Annotated in this window: 14 protein-coding genes; 8 read left to right on the top strand and 6 right to left on the bottom strand. The window is 71.5% G+C overall.

What is annotated here, in order from left to right:
* Positions 1 to 6: 6 nt before the first annotated feature.
* From ACX9TP_RS28185 to ACX9TP_RS28165, 5 genes are read right to left on the bottom strand one after another with little or no spacing between them, the layout of a single operon-like run.
* Entirely contained in the window at positions 7 to 1,278 is a 1,272-nt protein-coding gene (locus ACX9TP_RS28185) for a hydroxymethylglutaryl-CoA synthase family protein (protein ID WP_482973723.1), read from the bottom strand.
* A gap of 52 nt (positions 1,279 to 1,330) precedes the next feature.
* Entirely contained in the window at positions 1,331 to 2,368 is a 1,038-nt protein-coding gene (locus ACX9TP_RS28180; protein ID WP_482973722.1) for an alcohol dehydrogenase catalytic domain-containing protein, read from the bottom strand.
* Positions 2,369 to 2,410: 42 nt separating this feature from the next.
* Positions 2,411 to 3,151 carry a CoA-transferase subunit beta gene (locus tag ACX9TP_RS28175; RefSeq protein WP_482973721.1) on the bottom strand — a complete coding sequence of 247 codons (741 nt, stop codon included), beginning with the start codon at positions 3,149 to 3,151 and terminating at the stop codon, positions 2,411 to 2,413.
* Positions 3,148 to 3,945: a CoA transferase subunit A gene (locus ACX9TP_RS28170; protein WP_482973720.1), complete on the bottom strand. Its 798-nt coding sequence runs from the start codon at positions 3,943 to 3,945 to the stop codon at positions 3,148 to 3,150. The genes ACX9TP_RS28175 and ACX9TP_RS28170 overlap by 4 nt, the downstream gene beginning before the upstream one ends.
* On the bottom strand, positions 3,942 to 4,652 hold the full coding sequence (locus ACX9TP_RS28165) for a TetR/AcrR family transcriptional regulator (RefSeq protein ID WP_482973719.1): 711 nt from the start codon (positions 4,650 to 4,652) through the stop codon (positions 3,942 to 3,944). Before ACX9TP_RS28165 ends, ACX9TP_RS28170 begins: the two co-directional genes overlap by 4 nt.
* A 253-nt stretch (positions 4,653 to 4,905) precedes the next feature.
* Between ACX9TP_RS28165 and ACX9TP_RS28160 the strand changes: the two genes are divergently transcribed.
* The 5 genes from ACX9TP_RS28160 (at position 4,906) to ACX9TP_RS28140 (ending at position 11,087) form a co-directional block, all read left to right on the top strand.
* Positions 4,906 to 5,748, top strand: a complete 843-nt coding sequence (locus tag ACX9TP_RS28160) for a GC-type dockerin domain-anchored protein (RefSeq protein ID WP_482973718.1) — start codon at positions 4,906 to 4,908, stop codon at positions 5,746 to 5,748.
* Positions 5,749 to 6,008: 260 nt separating this feature from the next.
* Complete coding sequence (locus ACX9TP_RS28155; protein ID WP_482973717.1) at positions 6,009 to 6,392, top strand: VOC family protein; 384 nt, start codon at positions 6,009 to 6,011, stop codon at positions 6,390 to 6,392.
* 213 nt (positions 6,393 to 6,605) lie between these two features.
* The gene (locus ACX9TP_RS28150; protein WP_482973716.1) at positions 6,606 to 7,433 is read left to right on the top strand and encodes an SRPBCC domain-containing protein; all 828 of its coding nucleotides are present in this window, start codon (positions 6,606 to 6,608) and stop codon (positions 7,431 to 7,433) included.
* Positions 7,434 to 7,627: 194 nt separating this feature from the next.
* The gene (locus ACX9TP_RS28145) at positions 7,628 to 9,739 is read left to right on the top strand and encodes a two-component system sensor histidine kinase NtrB (protein ID WP_482973715.1); all 2,112 of its coding nucleotides are present in this window, start codon (positions 7,628 to 7,630) and stop codon (positions 9,737 to 9,739) included.
* Positions 9,729 to 11,087, top strand: a complete 1,359-nt coding sequence (locus ACX9TP_RS28140) for a sigma-54-dependent transcriptional regulator (protein WP_482973714.1) — start codon at positions 9,729 to 9,731, stop codon at positions 11,085 to 11,087. The genes ACX9TP_RS28145 and ACX9TP_RS28140 overlap by 11 nt, the downstream gene beginning before the upstream one ends.
* 4 nt (positions 11,088 to 11,091) lie before the next feature.
* Here ACX9TP_RS28140 and ACX9TP_RS28135 read toward each other — a convergent pair whose 3' ends face one another.
* On the bottom strand, positions 11,092 to 12,387 hold the full coding sequence (locus ACX9TP_RS28135; protein ID WP_482973713.1) for a TolB-like translocation protein: 1,296 nt from the start codon (positions 12,385 to 12,387) through the stop codon (positions 11,092 to 11,094).
* A 258-nt stretch (positions 12,388 to 12,645) separates the two neighbouring features.
* Here ACX9TP_RS28135 and ACX9TP_RS28130 point away from each other — a divergent pair, with 258 nt between their 5' ends.
* The 3 genes from ACX9TP_RS28130 to ACX9TP_RS28120 all read left to right on the top strand — a co-directional run bounded on the left by ACX9TP_RS28130 (position 12,646) and on the right by ACX9TP_RS28120 (position 14,931).
* The gene (locus tag ACX9TP_RS28130; protein WP_482973712.1) at positions 12,646 to 13,059 is read left to right on the top strand and encodes a DNA-binding response regulator; all 414 of its coding nucleotides are present in this window, start codon (positions 12,646 to 12,648) and stop codon (positions 13,057 to 13,059) included.
* The gene (locus ACX9TP_RS28125) at positions 13,056 to 13,556 is read left to right on the top strand and encodes a DUF6232 family protein (RefSeq protein ID WP_482973711.1); all 501 of its coding nucleotides are present in this window, start codon (positions 13,056 to 13,058) and stop codon (positions 13,554 to 13,556) included. The genes ACX9TP_RS28130 and ACX9TP_RS28125 overlap by 4 nt, the downstream gene beginning before the upstream one ends.
* A gap of 409 nt (positions 13,557 to 13,965) precedes the next feature.
* Positions 13,966 to 14,931 carry a ribokinase gene (locus ACX9TP_RS28120; RefSeq protein ID WP_482973710.1) on the top strand — a complete coding sequence of 322 codons (966 nt, stop codon included), beginning with the start codon at positions 13,966 to 13,968 and terminating at the stop codon, positions 14,929 to 14,931.
* Positions 14,932 to 14,934: the final 3 nt, after the last annotated feature.

Here is a 14,934-nt window from a genome sequence, read left to right as displayed (position 1 = left end):
ATAGCGCTAGCCGGCAGTGCCAGCCGCCCCCTCCGCATACAGCCGCTTGTGCTCACGAATCTCCGTGAGCCGGAACGCGCCCGGAGCCGGGGCCACCGGCTCCGGCGCATCCGGTGCCAGCTTCATCAGCCGCTCGTACTCCTCCACGGAGACGCGCTCGCGCTTCGCCAGCACGGACGCCAGGTCCGCCCTCGCCATGCGCTCGGCGGCCTTCTCTCCGACGACGCCCGAGTAGAACTCCGCCATGCAGCCGCTGCCGTACGACAAGAGGCCCATCCGCTGCCCCGCGAGCTGCGCGGCCTCTTGCTGGAGAAGGCCGGCCAGCGCCAGGTAGAGCGACGCCGTGTACACGTTGCCGATGCGCGCGTTCAGCCCCAGCGACGTGGCCACCTGTGCGTCGTAGCTCGCCAGGGACTTCGCCACCTCCTCGCGAGCCTCCGGCGTCCCGGGCCCCGGGCCCACCGCGTCCTCCAGGTCACACAGCCGCAGCTGCGTGTGCGCCTTGCGCGCCATCTTGCAGAAGGGCACGTGGTAGGCGATGCGCGCGAGCTGCTCGCCGGGCAGCGTTCCCGACCAGCGCACCACCCCGTGCGCCAGCGCCTTCTCGCGCCAGCCCCGGTACGCGCCCGACAGCGCCTCCAGGTAGCAGTTGATGGAGTAGTGCCCGTCCACCAGCGCCTCCCGGCGGCCCACGGGCCTCCAGAAGTCATACACGTCCATCGTGCACACGCCGTTGAGACCCACGTCCATCGCCAGCAAGTCGGGCTGCTCGGAGACGAGCAGCGCCACCGCGCCGCCGCCCTGCGTGGGCTCGCCCGCGGTGTTCAGGCCATAGCGCGCGATGTCCGAGCACACCACCACCGCCACCTTGCCGGCGCCCGCGCCGGAGGCAATCCACTCCACCGCCGCCATCAGCCCCGCCGTGCCGCCGTAGCACGCGTGCTGCGTGTCATACGTGCGCATCGTGCGCGGCAGCTTCAGCAGCCCCTGGACGTGCGACGCCACCGGCTTCGAGTGGTCGATGCCCGTCTCCGTCCCCACCACCAGCATGCCGATGCGCGCCGGGTCCACATCCTGCTGCCGCAGCAGTCGCGCCGCCGCCGAGGCCGCCAGCGCCACGGTGTCCTCGCCGGGGTCCGTGACGGCCATCTCCCTCGCGCCCAGGCCCGCCGTGTACTTCGCGGGGTCCACGCCTCGCGCCCGCGCCAGGTCCTCGATGTCCACGTACCGGGACGGCACCGCCACCGCCAACGCTTCGATTCCAACGCGCTTCTTCATCGCACACCTCGAGTCTTCTTCGTGCTCCGAATCCCAGACACCTCGCTCGCGCTCACGCCTCGGGCGGCACCAGCACCAGCCGGCCCGCCACCTCGCGGTTCTCCAGCCGGAAGTGCGCCCGCGCCGCCTCCGCCAGCGGCACCTTGTCCGTGACGTACTGGCGCACGCCGCCCGTGGCCGTCAGCCGCAGCGCCTCGTCCAGCTCCTGCTGGTTGGTGGCGTACGCCCCCAGAATCTCCAGCTCCTTGACGATGACGAGCCCCGGGTTGATCTGCACCAGCCCCGACTCCAGGTTCCCCACCACCACCACGCGGCCACCGGGCGCCATGGACTTGAGCGTCTGGTCGAAGGTGGCGCTGCCCACGATTTCCACCGCCACGTCCACGCCCGCGCCCCTGGTGCGCTTGCGCACGTCCGCCGCGAAGTCGAGCCCGCGCGACAGGATGACCTCGTCCGCGCCCGCGTCCTTCAGCGCCTGCACCTTCGCCTCGCCGGACGTCACCGCGATGACGCGCGCTCCGTCCAGCTTCGCGAGCTGCACCGAGGACAGGCCCACGCCGCCGCTGGCGCCGGTAATCAGCACCGTTTCGCCCGCGCGGACCTTCGCCCGCGTGCGCACCGTGTGCACCGCCGTGCCCGTGGTGCAGCACACGGTGGCGGCCTCGGCCCAGGGCAGGGACGCGGGCACCCGGCCCAGCCCCGCCACCGGCGCCACCATGAACTGCGCGTAGCCGCCCGGCAGCTCCTCGCCGAAGAAGCGGTTGTCGTTCTTGCACAGGCTGTTGCGGCCGCTCTTGCAGAGCGCGCACTCTCCGCAGGACAGGCGCTGCAGCGTGGCGGCGCGGTCGCCCGTCTTCCAGTGGGGCGTATCGGGGCCCACCTCCACCACCTCGCCCGCCGCCTCGTGGCCGAGGATGGCGGGCACGCTGGTGCGCGGCAGGTTGCCCCGGCGGTTGATGACGTCGTGGTAGCAGACGCCGCACGCGTGGACCTTCAGGAGCACCTCTCCGCGACCCGGACGGGGCACGGGGACGGTCTCCATCTTCAGATTCCCTGCCTCACCAAAGCTGCGCAGAACGACGGCCTTCATCTCCATGCCTCCGTGATTCCAGAATCTGTTGTGAGCGGTGTGTCAGGCGCCGACGAGCGGGTTGCGCTGCTCGCACGGGTCGATGGCGCGGATGGCCGCCAGCGTGCGTGCGTCCGGCAGCGGGGTGACGGGAAGCGACTCGGGCACGCGGAAGGCGAAGCCGGTGCGCTCCGTCAGCATCTCCTCCGTCGTCCACGGGTGGCGCGCCAGCAGGCGGGCCCCCTCGGCGCCCAATTCGAAGACGCCCAGGTCGGAGATGAGCATCGTCGGCCGGCGCGGATCTCGCGTGGTGGCGACCTGCACCTCGGGCACGAGGTTGCGGCGCGACTGCCGGGGCACCAGCAGCACCGGCCGCTTCACCCACTGGCGCAGGGTGGCCGCGCCCGCCACGCCGGGGAACTTCGTGCGCGGTCGCTCCAGGCTGCCGCTGGCCGTCATGTTGGTGCTGCCGGTGGCATCGACTTCCGCCGCGCCGAAGAAGACGGTGTCCACCCGTCCGCGCCGCGCGTGGTCGAAGAGGTCCGGGATGGTGATTTCCGCCGAGCGCCCATCCAGGTAGCCCAGGTCCTCGGAGGAGGGGAGCAGCGTGGGGAGGTCCGGGTCCAGCGAGCCGACACAGGCCAGGTACGTCAGGCCCGGCGCATGCGTGGCCCGCGCCACCGCAATCGCGAGGATGGCGAGCGGCGAGGCCACGCCCGTGGCCACCACGGCGCCGTCGTCAATCTGCCGCGCCAGGAGCGCAACCACCGTCTCCGCCGGAGTCGCATCGAGGCACGCACTCATGCCGCCCTCCGCGCCATCAGCGGTTCCAGGAACTCCGCCTCCCGTCCCGTCTCGGCCAGCGCGAGGTAGCGGCTCAGCGCGGCGTCGTCATGCGGGTACAGGCCCACGCAGCCCGTGGGCAGCGCGCCGCCGGGGGACAGGACGATACGGTCCACCTGGAAGCCGGGAATGGTCGCGCGGGGCAGGCGCGCCACGCGCTCCTCCACGGTGGCAATCACCCGCCGCGCGGCGCCGGCCACCAGCAGGTCCGTCGTCGGGTCCTCCATGTAGAGGTTGCCGCGCTCGTCCGCGGCGCGCGCGTGCACCAGCGCCACGTCCGGGTAGAAGGCCGGCTCCACCGTCACGCTCTGTCCCGTGAAGGGGTCCACCACCCGCTGCGGCGGCTCCGCCTGTGCCAGCCCGGACACGTCCGCGTCCGGCGCGGGAATGAAGGGCAGCCCCATGGACGCGGCGCGCAGCCGCTGGACGACGCGGTAGCCGTCATGCTCGCGCCAGGAGAGGGTGCCAGCTTCAATCGCCCGCTTGAGGCACGGCATGGGCCGCACGCGGCCCTCCAGGCTCAGCGCGCCGAAGGCCAGCTCCACGCGCTCCAGGCAGCCGCCCGCGACGAGGAACTCCGCCGGCAGCGGGTTGGGCAGCGAGATGAGGCCGAGCCGCCGCTTGCCCTGGGCGATGAGCTCCATGACGAGCGCCATGGGCGCGCGGCCGAGCATGAAGCCTCCAGTGGCCAGCGAAGCGCCGTCGGGGATGGACGCGACGGCCTCCGCCAGCGAGCACCAGCGGGCCGTCTTCACGGCTTCTCCTTGTCGCCCGAGCCCGAGCCGGAGGAGCCCGCATCGGTGCCGGTGGCGGAGCGGGGCGGCACCACGCGCAGCGACGACGTGCCCGGCTGTCCCTCCACCGCCGCCGCGACGACGGGCGGGAAGAGCATGTCCACCATGCCGTCGGCGATCTGCTCGTCCGAGAGCCGCCCGTCCGGCTTGAACCACTTGTAGACCCACAGCACCATGCCCAGGAACGAGAACGCGCCGATGGTGGGGTCCACCGGGCGGATGCGTCCCGCCGCCGAGGCCTGGGCGAAGGCCTCCTCCAGGAAGTCCACGTACTTCTTCTTCCGGGCGTCGATGAACGCGCGCGCCTCACCGGTGAGCGTGGCGTGCTCGTGGAGGATGATGATGACCTCCTTGCTCCACCCCCGCGTCACCAGCAGGATGTTGTGGCGCATGCACGCGCGCAGCCGCTCCACCGGATCTTCGATGCCCTGCACGCGCGAGAGGACCTGCTCCTCGAACACGTCCATCCCGTAGTTCATGATGGCGAAGAGGAGCTGCTCCTTGTTCTGGATGTGGTGGTAGAGCCCCGCCTTCGTCATCCGGCACGCGGCGGCGATCTCCTGCATCGACGTGCCCTCGTAGCCGCGCTCGCAGATGAGCCGCGCCGACGTCTCGAGGATGGCCCGGTAGCGCTCTCCCTCATCCGGCTTCCGCCCGCTGTGCGTCACGTGTGCTCCTTCCATTAATGCTGTAATTTTGTTTGTTATTTATGACCTACCGACCGGTAGGTAGCACGCAGCAACGCAGGGTGTCAATCCTCTGCGTGCGGGTACTTCTGACGAACGGTGCTGTGTTTTCAGGGGTTTCGCGGAGTTGCGCACGCAGGGCAGGCGGGCGCGCTGTCACCCGATTGGCAGGGTGGGCGTCAGGCGAGCCACTTAAGGTGCGCGCCTCACCCCGTCACGCAGCATGGAGGTTCGCATGCGTCTCATCCCCCTGTGGGCTGGTGCCATCCCCCTCTTCGCGGCCGCGTCCGCGCAGGCGCAGTTCATCACCCCGACGGAGGGCACCCGCTCGGTGTCCGCCACCGTCATCGCCAAGGATGAAGGCCTCACCAACGTCAACGAGGAGGACTCGCGCCGGACGTATGGCTTCGAGGACTTCAACGAGAGCCTGGTGCTGCGGGCCAGCGACTTCCCGCAGTACGACGACACGCACAGCCACGCGGACGCGAATGGCTCGGGCACGGAGACGTCGAGCATCACCGCGTCGAGCATCAGCGCGGAGGTGTCTGCCAGCGCGAATGGCACCACGCAGTCCGCCGCCTCTCGCGGGTACGCCACGGGCAACGCGGACTTCTACCTGACGTTCCAGCTCAACCGCTTCGCCCGCTACACCGTGGCCGGCGACGCGCGCGCCGACACCACCGCGAACGTGTACGGCGGCTCCACGGCGCTCGTGTACATCGCGAGCCTCACCACCGGCGAGCCGGTGCTGTCCATCGACATCGGCAACACGGATGCGGACTCGGTGCGCCGCAAGGGCTGGCTGTTCCCGGGGCCCTTCACGCTGCAGGGGGACGTGTCCGCGCTGGTGGACGCGAGGGCTGGCACCGCCGGCACGGCGAGCTCGTGGTGGAAGATGGACATCCGGTTCTTCTGCCCGTCCGACTACGACACCAACGGCACCGTGAACCTCGCGGACCGGGACGCGTTCCTCAACGCGTGGAGCGCGGGCAGCCTGGACGCGGACGCGGATGGCAATGGCGTGGTGAACACCACGGACCGCACCACGTTCCTGCTGGCGTACGGCGCGGGCTGCTGACGCCGAGCGCGTCACTCCTTCGCGTGCATGGCTGAAGGCTCCGGTGTGGGAGATGGCTTCCCGCACCGGAGCAGGACTTCGCCCCCTGGCAGCGCGTTTTTCAGGGGGACGTGCAGGCTTCAGCGGCGACGCGCGAGGCCTCGGCAGGCGTAGAAGCACACGCAGACCTCGCCGGCGCAGCGGCCGTGGCTGGCCCCCTCGGCGATGCAGTCGTTGACACAGTATGCAGCACGCGTCACCAGCGCATAGAACACAGCGTCATGATTGACCATACAGGCATCGGTGTCGCGGACATGGCCCGCTCCGCCGCCTTCTACGATGCGGCGCTGGGGGTGCTCGGCCTCCGCCGCGCCATGCAGCTCCCCGAGAACGAGGGGACCGATGGCATCGGCTACGGGGTCGACTACCCGGTCTTCTGGATCGACCGCTATCACCCGCATGGCGTGAAGCAGCACACGGCCTTCGCGGCGAAGAGCCGCGCCGAGGTCGACGCCTTCCACGCCGCCGCGGTGAAGGCCGGCGGGACTGACAACGGCCCCCCCGGAATCCGCCCGACGTCCAAGGGGAACCCGCCGGGCTACTACGCCGCCTTCGTGCTCGATCCAGACGGCAACAACATCGAGGCGGTCTTCCGCGAGCGGTGAGCGCGGCGGGGCGCCCCTCGTCGTCGCGGCGCCCCGCGCCCACGGGCCGCACGTCCTCCCGTCCGGCTCGCGCATGGCGGAATATGCCTTGACAGGTATATGTCGCGATGGGCATATCTTCGCCGTGTCGAGCGCGTTCGCCGTCGTGGCGGAGCCGAACCGCCGCGCATTCGTGACCTGCTTCGCGGCGGGCACCCGAAGCAGGAGGAAGCGATGAAGCATGGAACGCTGACGAAGAAGGGGGACCACGTCGAGCTCCGCTTCGAGCGGCGGCTGGCCCACCCTCCCGAGAAGGTCTGGCGCGCGCTCACCGACAACGCGGAGCTGACCCACTGGTTCCCCGCGCGCATCGACGGGCCTCGCGAGGCGGGCGCCTCGCTGAGCTTCGTCTTCGCCGGGGACCCGGGCGAACCCACCACGGGGAAGATTTCCGTGTTCGAGCCGCCGCGGCTCCTCGAATACACGTGGGCAGGAGACGTGCTGCGGTGGGAATTGAAGCCTGAGGGCACCGGCTGCCTGCTGGTCTTCACCACCATTCCCGGGGACCGCGCCAACGCGAGCCGCGACGCCACGGGCTGGCACTTCTGCCTCGACAACCTGGAGGCCCGGGTGGACGGGCGTCCCGCCGCCGCGTTCGACAAGGAGCGCTTCTCGCGGCTCACCGCGGAGTACGACGCGAAGTTCGGCCTGGGCGCCTTTCCCGCCTTCCTGCTGAGCGCGGCGAACCGCGTCGCGCCCGCGTCGCTGAACCTCTCCGGCGTCGACGCGTACGTGTTCGACGGCGCGGACGGCAGCCAGGTCCTCCTGTGCCACGCGAAGAGCGACGCCGCCACGGGCGAGCAGTGGCGCGACTTCGACGAGTACCTCACGGTGCTGGAAGGCACGTACGTGCTGACCATCAACGGCCTGCAAATCGAGCTCGGCGCGGGGCGGGAGTTCGTCGTTCCCCGAGGCGCGAAAATCTCCGCGCGGTACGCCGCCGGGACTCGGACGCTTCATGCCCTGGGAGGGCGGGGCCTGAAGCGCGACGGAGCCACGTAGCCTCGGGTCCTCGTGGAAGGGGAGCCACCGCGCGGCACTGCATGTGAAGTCCGGCGGGCGTCGAGGCCGGCTCCACGTGAAGGCGTGCTGGTGGCCAGGCGACAGAGCGGCCGTGAGGAAGCGCGGCTCCTTCGAGTCACGAGGACGCTTCGGGGAGGCCGGGTTGCCTCGCGCCAGCTAGACTCGCCGCGCCCATGCGGTACGCCCTGCTCCCCATCCTGCTCCTGTGCGCCGCGCTCACCTGCGTGGGCATGGGCGTGCTCACCCTGCTGGAGAGCAACCGCGCGGCGCTGGCGCGTCAGTTCGCGGTGGACCGGCAGGCCCAGCTCGACGAGGCCACGCGGGGCGTCTCGGAGACGCTGGAGGACGTGGGCGAGGACTTGCGCTTCGCCGGCGAGCTGATGTCCCAGCCCGGCAGCGACGCCGAGCACCGGCGCGAGCTGCGCGCCCTGCTGGAGGCGGTGGGGCAGTACAAGGTCATCGTCGCCTACGACGCGGAAGGGCGCGAGCGGCTGCGCCTCCTGGACCGGCGCACCGGCAAGCAGGTGTCTCGCGGCACCATCCTCCCGCAGATGGCGGAGGCGGCCCGGCGCGCCCTGCAGCGGCCTCCCGGTGACATCACCACCTCTCCGCCGCTCGGAGAAGGCCAGGGCTGGCTGCGCGTCATGGCCACCGCGCTGCCCGTGGTCAAGGGGCGGCCCGCGGGCGCCGTCGCGGTGCTGGTGGACACGGAGTCCTTCTTCACGCCGCTGCGCATCGTCACCTCGGACCCGGAGGCGCGCCTGCTGCTGGTGGGCGCGCATGACCAGCCCACTTCCGCCAGCGATGCGAAGCTCGCGGACTGGTACCGGCGGCTTGACGCGGAAGGAATGCTCGTTCCGGGCTTCGCGTCGATGGCGGCGCGGATGAAGGAGGGCGAGCGCGGCACGCTCCCACTCGGAGAGGAAGAGGCGGAGCGGCTGGGGCTCGGGCGCGCGGAGGCCGTCGCCGTCTTCACCCCCATCCGCCTCCGGGGTGGCAACAACTGGGCGGCGGCCACGCTGGTGTCCACCGCCGCGCTTCGCTCGCACGAGCAGGGGCTCATCTGGAGGCTGGCGGGCGCGGCCGGGCTGGTGGCGCTCTTCCTGGTGACGTTCGCCGTGTACGTGGTGCTGGCCCAGCGCCGCGCGGCCGCCCTGCGCGAGAGCCGCCGCCATGCGGACCAGCTCGCCCACCTCCACGACAAGACGCAGAAGATTCTCGACCACATCCCCGCCGGAGTGCTCGCCCTCACCGAGGATGGGCGCATCAGCGCCGTCAACCAGGTGCTGCGCGCCCGCATGCCGGAGCGAGCCGTGGGCGCTCCCCTGGCCGCCGCCTTTCCGCAGGCTCCGGAGGCCGTGGTGTCCCGCCTGCGCGCGCTGGCGGAGGCCGCCGCCGCCGAGGCGCGCCCGCACAGCCTGCTGGGCGAGCCGCTCGCCCTCTTCGGAGACGAGGGCCGCTTCAACCTGCACGCGGTACCGCTGGAGGCGAGAGACCCGGATGTCCGCACGCTGCTGGTGGTCGAAGACCTGAGCAACGTGCGCGCGCTGGAGACGCAGCTGTTGCGCGCGGAGAAGCTGGCCACGGTGGGTGTGCTCGCCGCGGGCATCGCGCACGAGATTGGCACTCCGCTGGGCGTGGTGCGCGGACGGGCGGAGTACGTGCTCGGCAAGCTGGGGCCGGCGCACCCGCAGGGACCCGGCATCGCCGTCATCATCGAGCAGATCGACAGGGTGAGCCGCACGCTGCGGCAGCTCCTGGACTTCTCCCGCCTGCAGCCCACGGCGGTGCGGCCGGTGTCGCTCGGGCCCATCGTCCGCGACGTGCACGAGCTGCTGCGCGTGGAGGCGGAGCGCCGCAAGGTGAGCCTGGAGCTCGACGTGCCGGAGGTGCTGCCTCCGCTGGCCGCGGACCCGGACCAGCTGCAGCAGGTCCTGGTGAACCTGGCGCTCAACGCGTGTGACGCGTGTGGCCCGGGGGGACGGGTGCGGCTGGCGGCCTCCGGGCCGGATGGCTCGGCGGCGGGGACGTGGGGGCTGGTGTCGCTCACCGTGCGGGATGACGGCTGCGGCATTCCTCGCGAGAGCCTCAACCAGGTGTTCGACCCGTTCTTCACCACCAAGAAGCGGGGGCAGGGCACGGGGCTGGGCCTGACGATGGTGGCCCACGTCGTGCGCAACCATGGCGGGCGCATCGAGCTGGAGAGCGAGCCGGGGCAGGGGACCTGCGTCACCGTGCTGTGGCCCGCCACGCCGTCCGCCGTCGAGGAGCGACATGCCAGCTGAAGGACGCATCCTGGTCGTCGACGACCACGTGGAGATGGGGCGCATGCTGCTCGAGCCCCTCACCGACGAGGGCTACACGGTGGACCTGGCCACGGGCGGCGAGGAGGCCGTGCAGCTCGTGCGCTCGCGCCTGTACGACGCGGTGCTCAGCGACTTGCGCATGGAGAAGGTGGACGGGCTGGACGTGCTGGAGGCCGTGCACGCGGTGGACGCCGAGGTGCCGGTGCTGCTGATGACGGCCTTCGGCGGGGTGGAGAGCGCGGTGGAGGCGATGAAGCGCGGCGCCTACCACTACTTCACCAAGCCCTTCCGGCTGGACGAGGTGCTCGTCTTCCTGAAGCGGGCGCTGGCGGAGCGCCGGCTGCGCGCGGAGAACCGGGCCCTGCGCCAGGCCGCGGCCGAGCGCAGCAGCCTGGGCGCGCTGGTGGGCCGCAGCGCGGCCATGCGGGCCCTCTACGAGCTCATCGGCAGGGTGGCGCACTCGGGCGCGGCGGTGCTGCTGCGCGGCGAGAGCGGCAGTGGCAAGGAGCTGGTGGCGCGGGCGCTGCACTTCGAGGGGCCGCGCGCCGCCGGGCCCTTCGTCGCCGTCAACTGCACCGCGCTGCCGCATGACTTGCTGGAGAGCGAGCTGTTCGGCCACGTGAAGGGCGCCTTCACCGGGGCCACGTCGGCGCGGCGGGGCCTCTTCGTGGAGGCGGACCGGGGCACGCTGTTCCTGGACGAGATTGGCGACATGCCCATGGAGCTGCAGGCCCGCCTGCTGCGCGTGCTGGAGGACGGTGAGGTGCGCGCGGTGGGCGCGGACGCCAGCCGCACCGTGGACGTGCGCATCATCGCCGCCACGCACCAGGACCTGGAGGCGCGCGTGCGCGAGGGCCGCTTCCGCGCGGACCTCTTCTACCGCCTCAACGTCGTCACCCTGCGCCTGCCCGCGCTGCGCGAGCGCCGCGAGGACATTCCCCTGCTGGTGGAGCACTTCGTCAAACGCGCCAGGGCCCGCAACCCGCGCTCTCCGGTGCAGGCCCTGGCCCCCGACGTGGTGGCCGCGCTGGCCGCCATGCCCTGGCCGGGCAACGTGCGCGAGCTGGAGAACCTGGTGGAGCGACTGGTGGTGCTCGCGCCGGGGGAAACGGTCGGGATCGATGACCTGCGCCCGCACCTTCCCCCGGAGGCGCTGGAGTCGCGGCCCCTGGTGCTCGCCCAGCAGGAGCTGTGGCCGCTGCGCCGCCTGGAGGCGGAGTACATCGCGTGGATGGTGGCTCGCTGCGGCGGCAACAAGACGCGCGCGGCGGAGCTGCTGGGCATCGACGTGTCCACCATCCACCGCCGCGAGCGCGAGCGCGGGTAGGGCGCTACAGGGGCTCCAGCGTGAGCGGCAGGGCAGGTGAGTCCTTCACCCGCGCCTGGTGATTCACGCGCGTGCCCAGGATGAAGTGCGGCTCGAAGCCGAGGACCTCCTCCGCGCCGGCGTACGCGGTGAAGAAGCGGTCATTCCCATAGGCGACGTCCGGCAGGTATTCCTGTGGCTGTTCTCCCTGGGAGATGGCGAAGCCGGCGGGGTCCCACACGTCGCCGTCCTCTCCCAGCCGCGCGCCCCAGATGCGGTGCGGGCCGTTTCGCGTGTCGTCCCAGACGACCAGGGACTTGGAGTTGTGATGGGCGACGCGAGGCACGGTCTGCTCGCCCGGTGCGGTGGAGATGGGGATGCCGTCGGTGTCCTCCACCGTTCCATTCGGGCGCACGCGCGCGGCGTAGATGTCGGCTTCACCGTCCCGGGTGTCCGACCAGACGACGTGGTAGCGCCGCCCGCTCCAGGTCACGTCCGGAGTGCGCTCGGCCCCGTCCGCCTGGGAGATGGGAAAGCCATATCCGTCGAGGATGGTGCCGTCTTCCTTCACGCGGTTGCCGTAGATGTCCTCCAGTCCGGCGCCGCCGCCGCGCTGGTCCGACCAGACGACGAGGAACTCCTTCTTGCTGTTGTTCCACGCCACCGACGCTTCACCCGCGAAGTTGAAGCCGGGGCTGAGCGACACCGCGAGCGGGTCCAGGACGAGGCCGTCCTTCGACACCCGCTTGAAGTAGACGACCTCCTCGAAGTCCCCCGAGGCCATGAAGGTCACCAGGCAGAGCTTCTCGGAGCAGGCGATGCCCACCGGGCCGAAGGTCTCACCGGAGAAGATGACGTCGAACGCGGGGCCCACGACGGTGCCATCCGTCTGCACTCGCACCCCCGCGACACCATCCCCGGTGTCCCAGACGACGAAGAAGTCCGTGCCGTTGTAGGCGACCGCGGGAATCCCGCCCGACTCCTCGCCGATGTTGATTTGGATGCCCTCCGGGTCGAGCACGGTGCCGTCCGTCTTCACGCGGGTGCCGTACACACCGCCGTCCCGCACGTCGTTCCAGACGACCAGGTACTTGCCCCCGCCGTACGCCACCGCCGGTCCGAACCGGGCCAGGGGCGCCGGAGTGAAGTCCTCCAGGTCCACCCCGAAGGCACGCGTCTCCAGGCTCGTGTCCTCGGGCTCCACCGCGGCGGCTCGCTCGGACGCTCCCTCTTCGGACGCCGGCCCGCAGGCGTACAGCAGTGTCCCGAGCAGCACCCCACCGCACAGCCTTGCCAGGCTGGACTCCCATCCCCATCCCATGTGCGTCCCCCCTCGATTCAGGACTGACACAACCTCGGGTGTCCCTGGCGGGCTCGCCATCCGTCCGGCGGCGCAGTCGGGATGTGGGGTGCTGTCCGCCGCCTCGGTCTGGAAGGCACTTAACCCCGAACGAGCGAGGGGCGAGCTGGTGCCGTGGCAATCCGCCATATCAGGCTGGCGCGATGCCACGGTGCGCGGCCCGCAGGCCGCGGTTCCACGGGGTGTGGCGCGGGCATGAGCATTGCTTGATTCCCGTCGGTGGAGTCTTCGCGCACAGCCCGGGCCCTCCTGCTGGGAGGGGATGTCTCACTCAGCTCGCTCCTGGCGGACGTGCTGGGGGAGCTGGGCATTGCCCTGGAGTTGGATGGACCTGCGGTGGAGGCGCGGCCCGACCTCGTGCTGGTGCACGTGGAGCGGGGCGAGGGCATCCATCGACTGCTGGCCCGGGCCCGGGAGCTGACGCGCCACGGACCGCTCATCGTGCTGGTGCCGTTCGCGGATGAGCGGCTGGTGCAGCTCGCGCTGCGGCTGGGGGCGCAGGACTGCTTCGCGCTGGGCCATCCGCTGGAGGAGCTGCGCCGGATGGTGCGGGCGCACCTGCCCGGCGCATGGGGCTCCACGTTGACCTCTTCCGGCGGGGCCGTGCCGCCGTCCTCAGGAGACGATTCATGATGAAGCCACAGGCCGCGGTCCTGCTGCCCAATGTCCTCGTGTTTCCGCAGCGCCCCGTGGCGGTGGCTCCGCCTCCCGCCGAGCTGCCGCTGTTCCAGGCGCACGGCGTCCTCGTCACGTCCGACTGCGTGGTGGCCCGGGGCCACACCCAGCCCCTCGAGGACGTGCAGCGTGTGGAGTCCATCCGCCGCTCGCCGAGCCTGCGACCCGTGCTGGCCACGCTCGCGCTGTCCATGAGCGTGGGCCTTCCGCTGCTGTCCGCGCTGTCTGTCGCCGCCTCTGCGCAACGCGGGCTCTACGAGGCCGGGCTGGTCCTGCTCGCGCTCGTGTTCTTCGGCTCCATCGCACGGCTCCTACTCGCGGAGGACTCGTACCAGGTGGTGGTGCATACGCGGGCCGGCGCGTGGCGGGTGCTCTCCAGCCAGGAGTCACGGACGAGCACGCGGCTGACCGCGCTCCTTCAAGAAGCGGTGGCCTCCGCGGCGCGGCGGCGCTGAAGTCAGACAGGGAGAGAGGCACGGCCTGCCCGCTTCGGGCTTCCAGGGCGGGCGCGTGGAATGACGCTTCCTTCCGTCCCGTCGGCCTCCGGCCCCGAGGCCGAGCTGGAGGCACGTGCCACCGAACTTGCCCGTCGCCGAGCCGGTCCGTGTCACGGAGTGACGGGCCGCTCCGCCCCCGCGGTGCCTGCCTGGCGCCCTGGACGCGCAGGAGCAGGCCTGGGAGGAGGCCCCAGGCTCTCTGCCTGGAAGCTGGGTGGAGGGCATTCCCTCCGGGCCTCGTGCTGGTGGCGTGCGTACCTTCAAGGCTGTTGCATGCCCGCGTGGCGACCCGCCTTCCCAGGGCAGCAGGAGGGGACGGCCCTGGCCGGCTGACCGGGTACGCCCGACGGGCCCGAGGAGGTGGGCCATGGCAACTGGCAAGCAGGCCGACATCGTCGTGGTCGGTGGAATCAACACGGACTTCCTGGTGCAGGGCCCGCGCCTGCCCGGGCCCGGTGACAACGTGCAGGGGCACCTGTTCCTGGAGAGCCTCGGGGGCAAGGGGGCCAACGGCGCCGTGGGCGCGGCGCGGCTGGGCGCTCGCGTGGCGCTGCTCGGCCGCGTGGGCATGGATGCGCGCGGGCTCGCGCTGCTGGAGCAGCTCGAGGGCGAGGGGGTGGACATCGGGGCGGTGGCGAGAGACCCGTCCGCCCTCACCGGCGTGGTGCTGGAGATGGTGGACGAGGCCGGAAGGAAGCAGACCCTCGCCTCGCCGGGGGCGAATCTCTGCATGAAGGTCGCGGATGTGCTTCAGGCGGAGGAGCGCATCTCCGCCGCGAGCGTGCTGCTCGTCGACCTGGAGGTGCCGATGGACGTGGTCAGCGCCGCCGTCCACCACGCCCGGGCGGCCGGCACGCGCGTGGTGCTGGACCCGGCGCCCGCGATGTCGCTGCCGGAGGACCTGCTGGAGGCCGTCCACGTCATCCGCCCCAACGCGGAGGAGGCCGAGGCCCTCACGGGCGTGGAGGTTCAGGACAAGGCCTCGGCGCGGCAGGCGGCGGAGAACCTGCTGCGGCGGGGCGTGGGAGGCGTGGTGGTGGCGTCGCCGGACGGCAGCCTCGTCCTGTCCTCCGAGGGTGAGCTGTGGCTACCGGACCTGTCCGTGGAGCGCGCGGATACCACCGGCGCGGGAGATGCGTTCTGCGCGGCGCTCGCCGTGTCCCTGGCGGAGGGAAAGACCTTGGCGCAGGCGGCGCGTTTCGCGCACGAGGCGTCCGCGCTGGCGACGATGCGCCTGGGCGCGCTCGGCGGCCTGCCCACCCGCGAGCAGGTGGAGTCCCGGCTCGCGCTGCTGGGGCCCGCGGGACTGTCGGCCGAGATGTCCCTGCTTTAGCCC

The organism is Pyxidicoccus sp. M15 (assembly GCF_056858435.1).
Note: the sequence above shows the minus strand (reverse complement) of the source record. Positions and strands in the feature narration are given on the sequence as shown.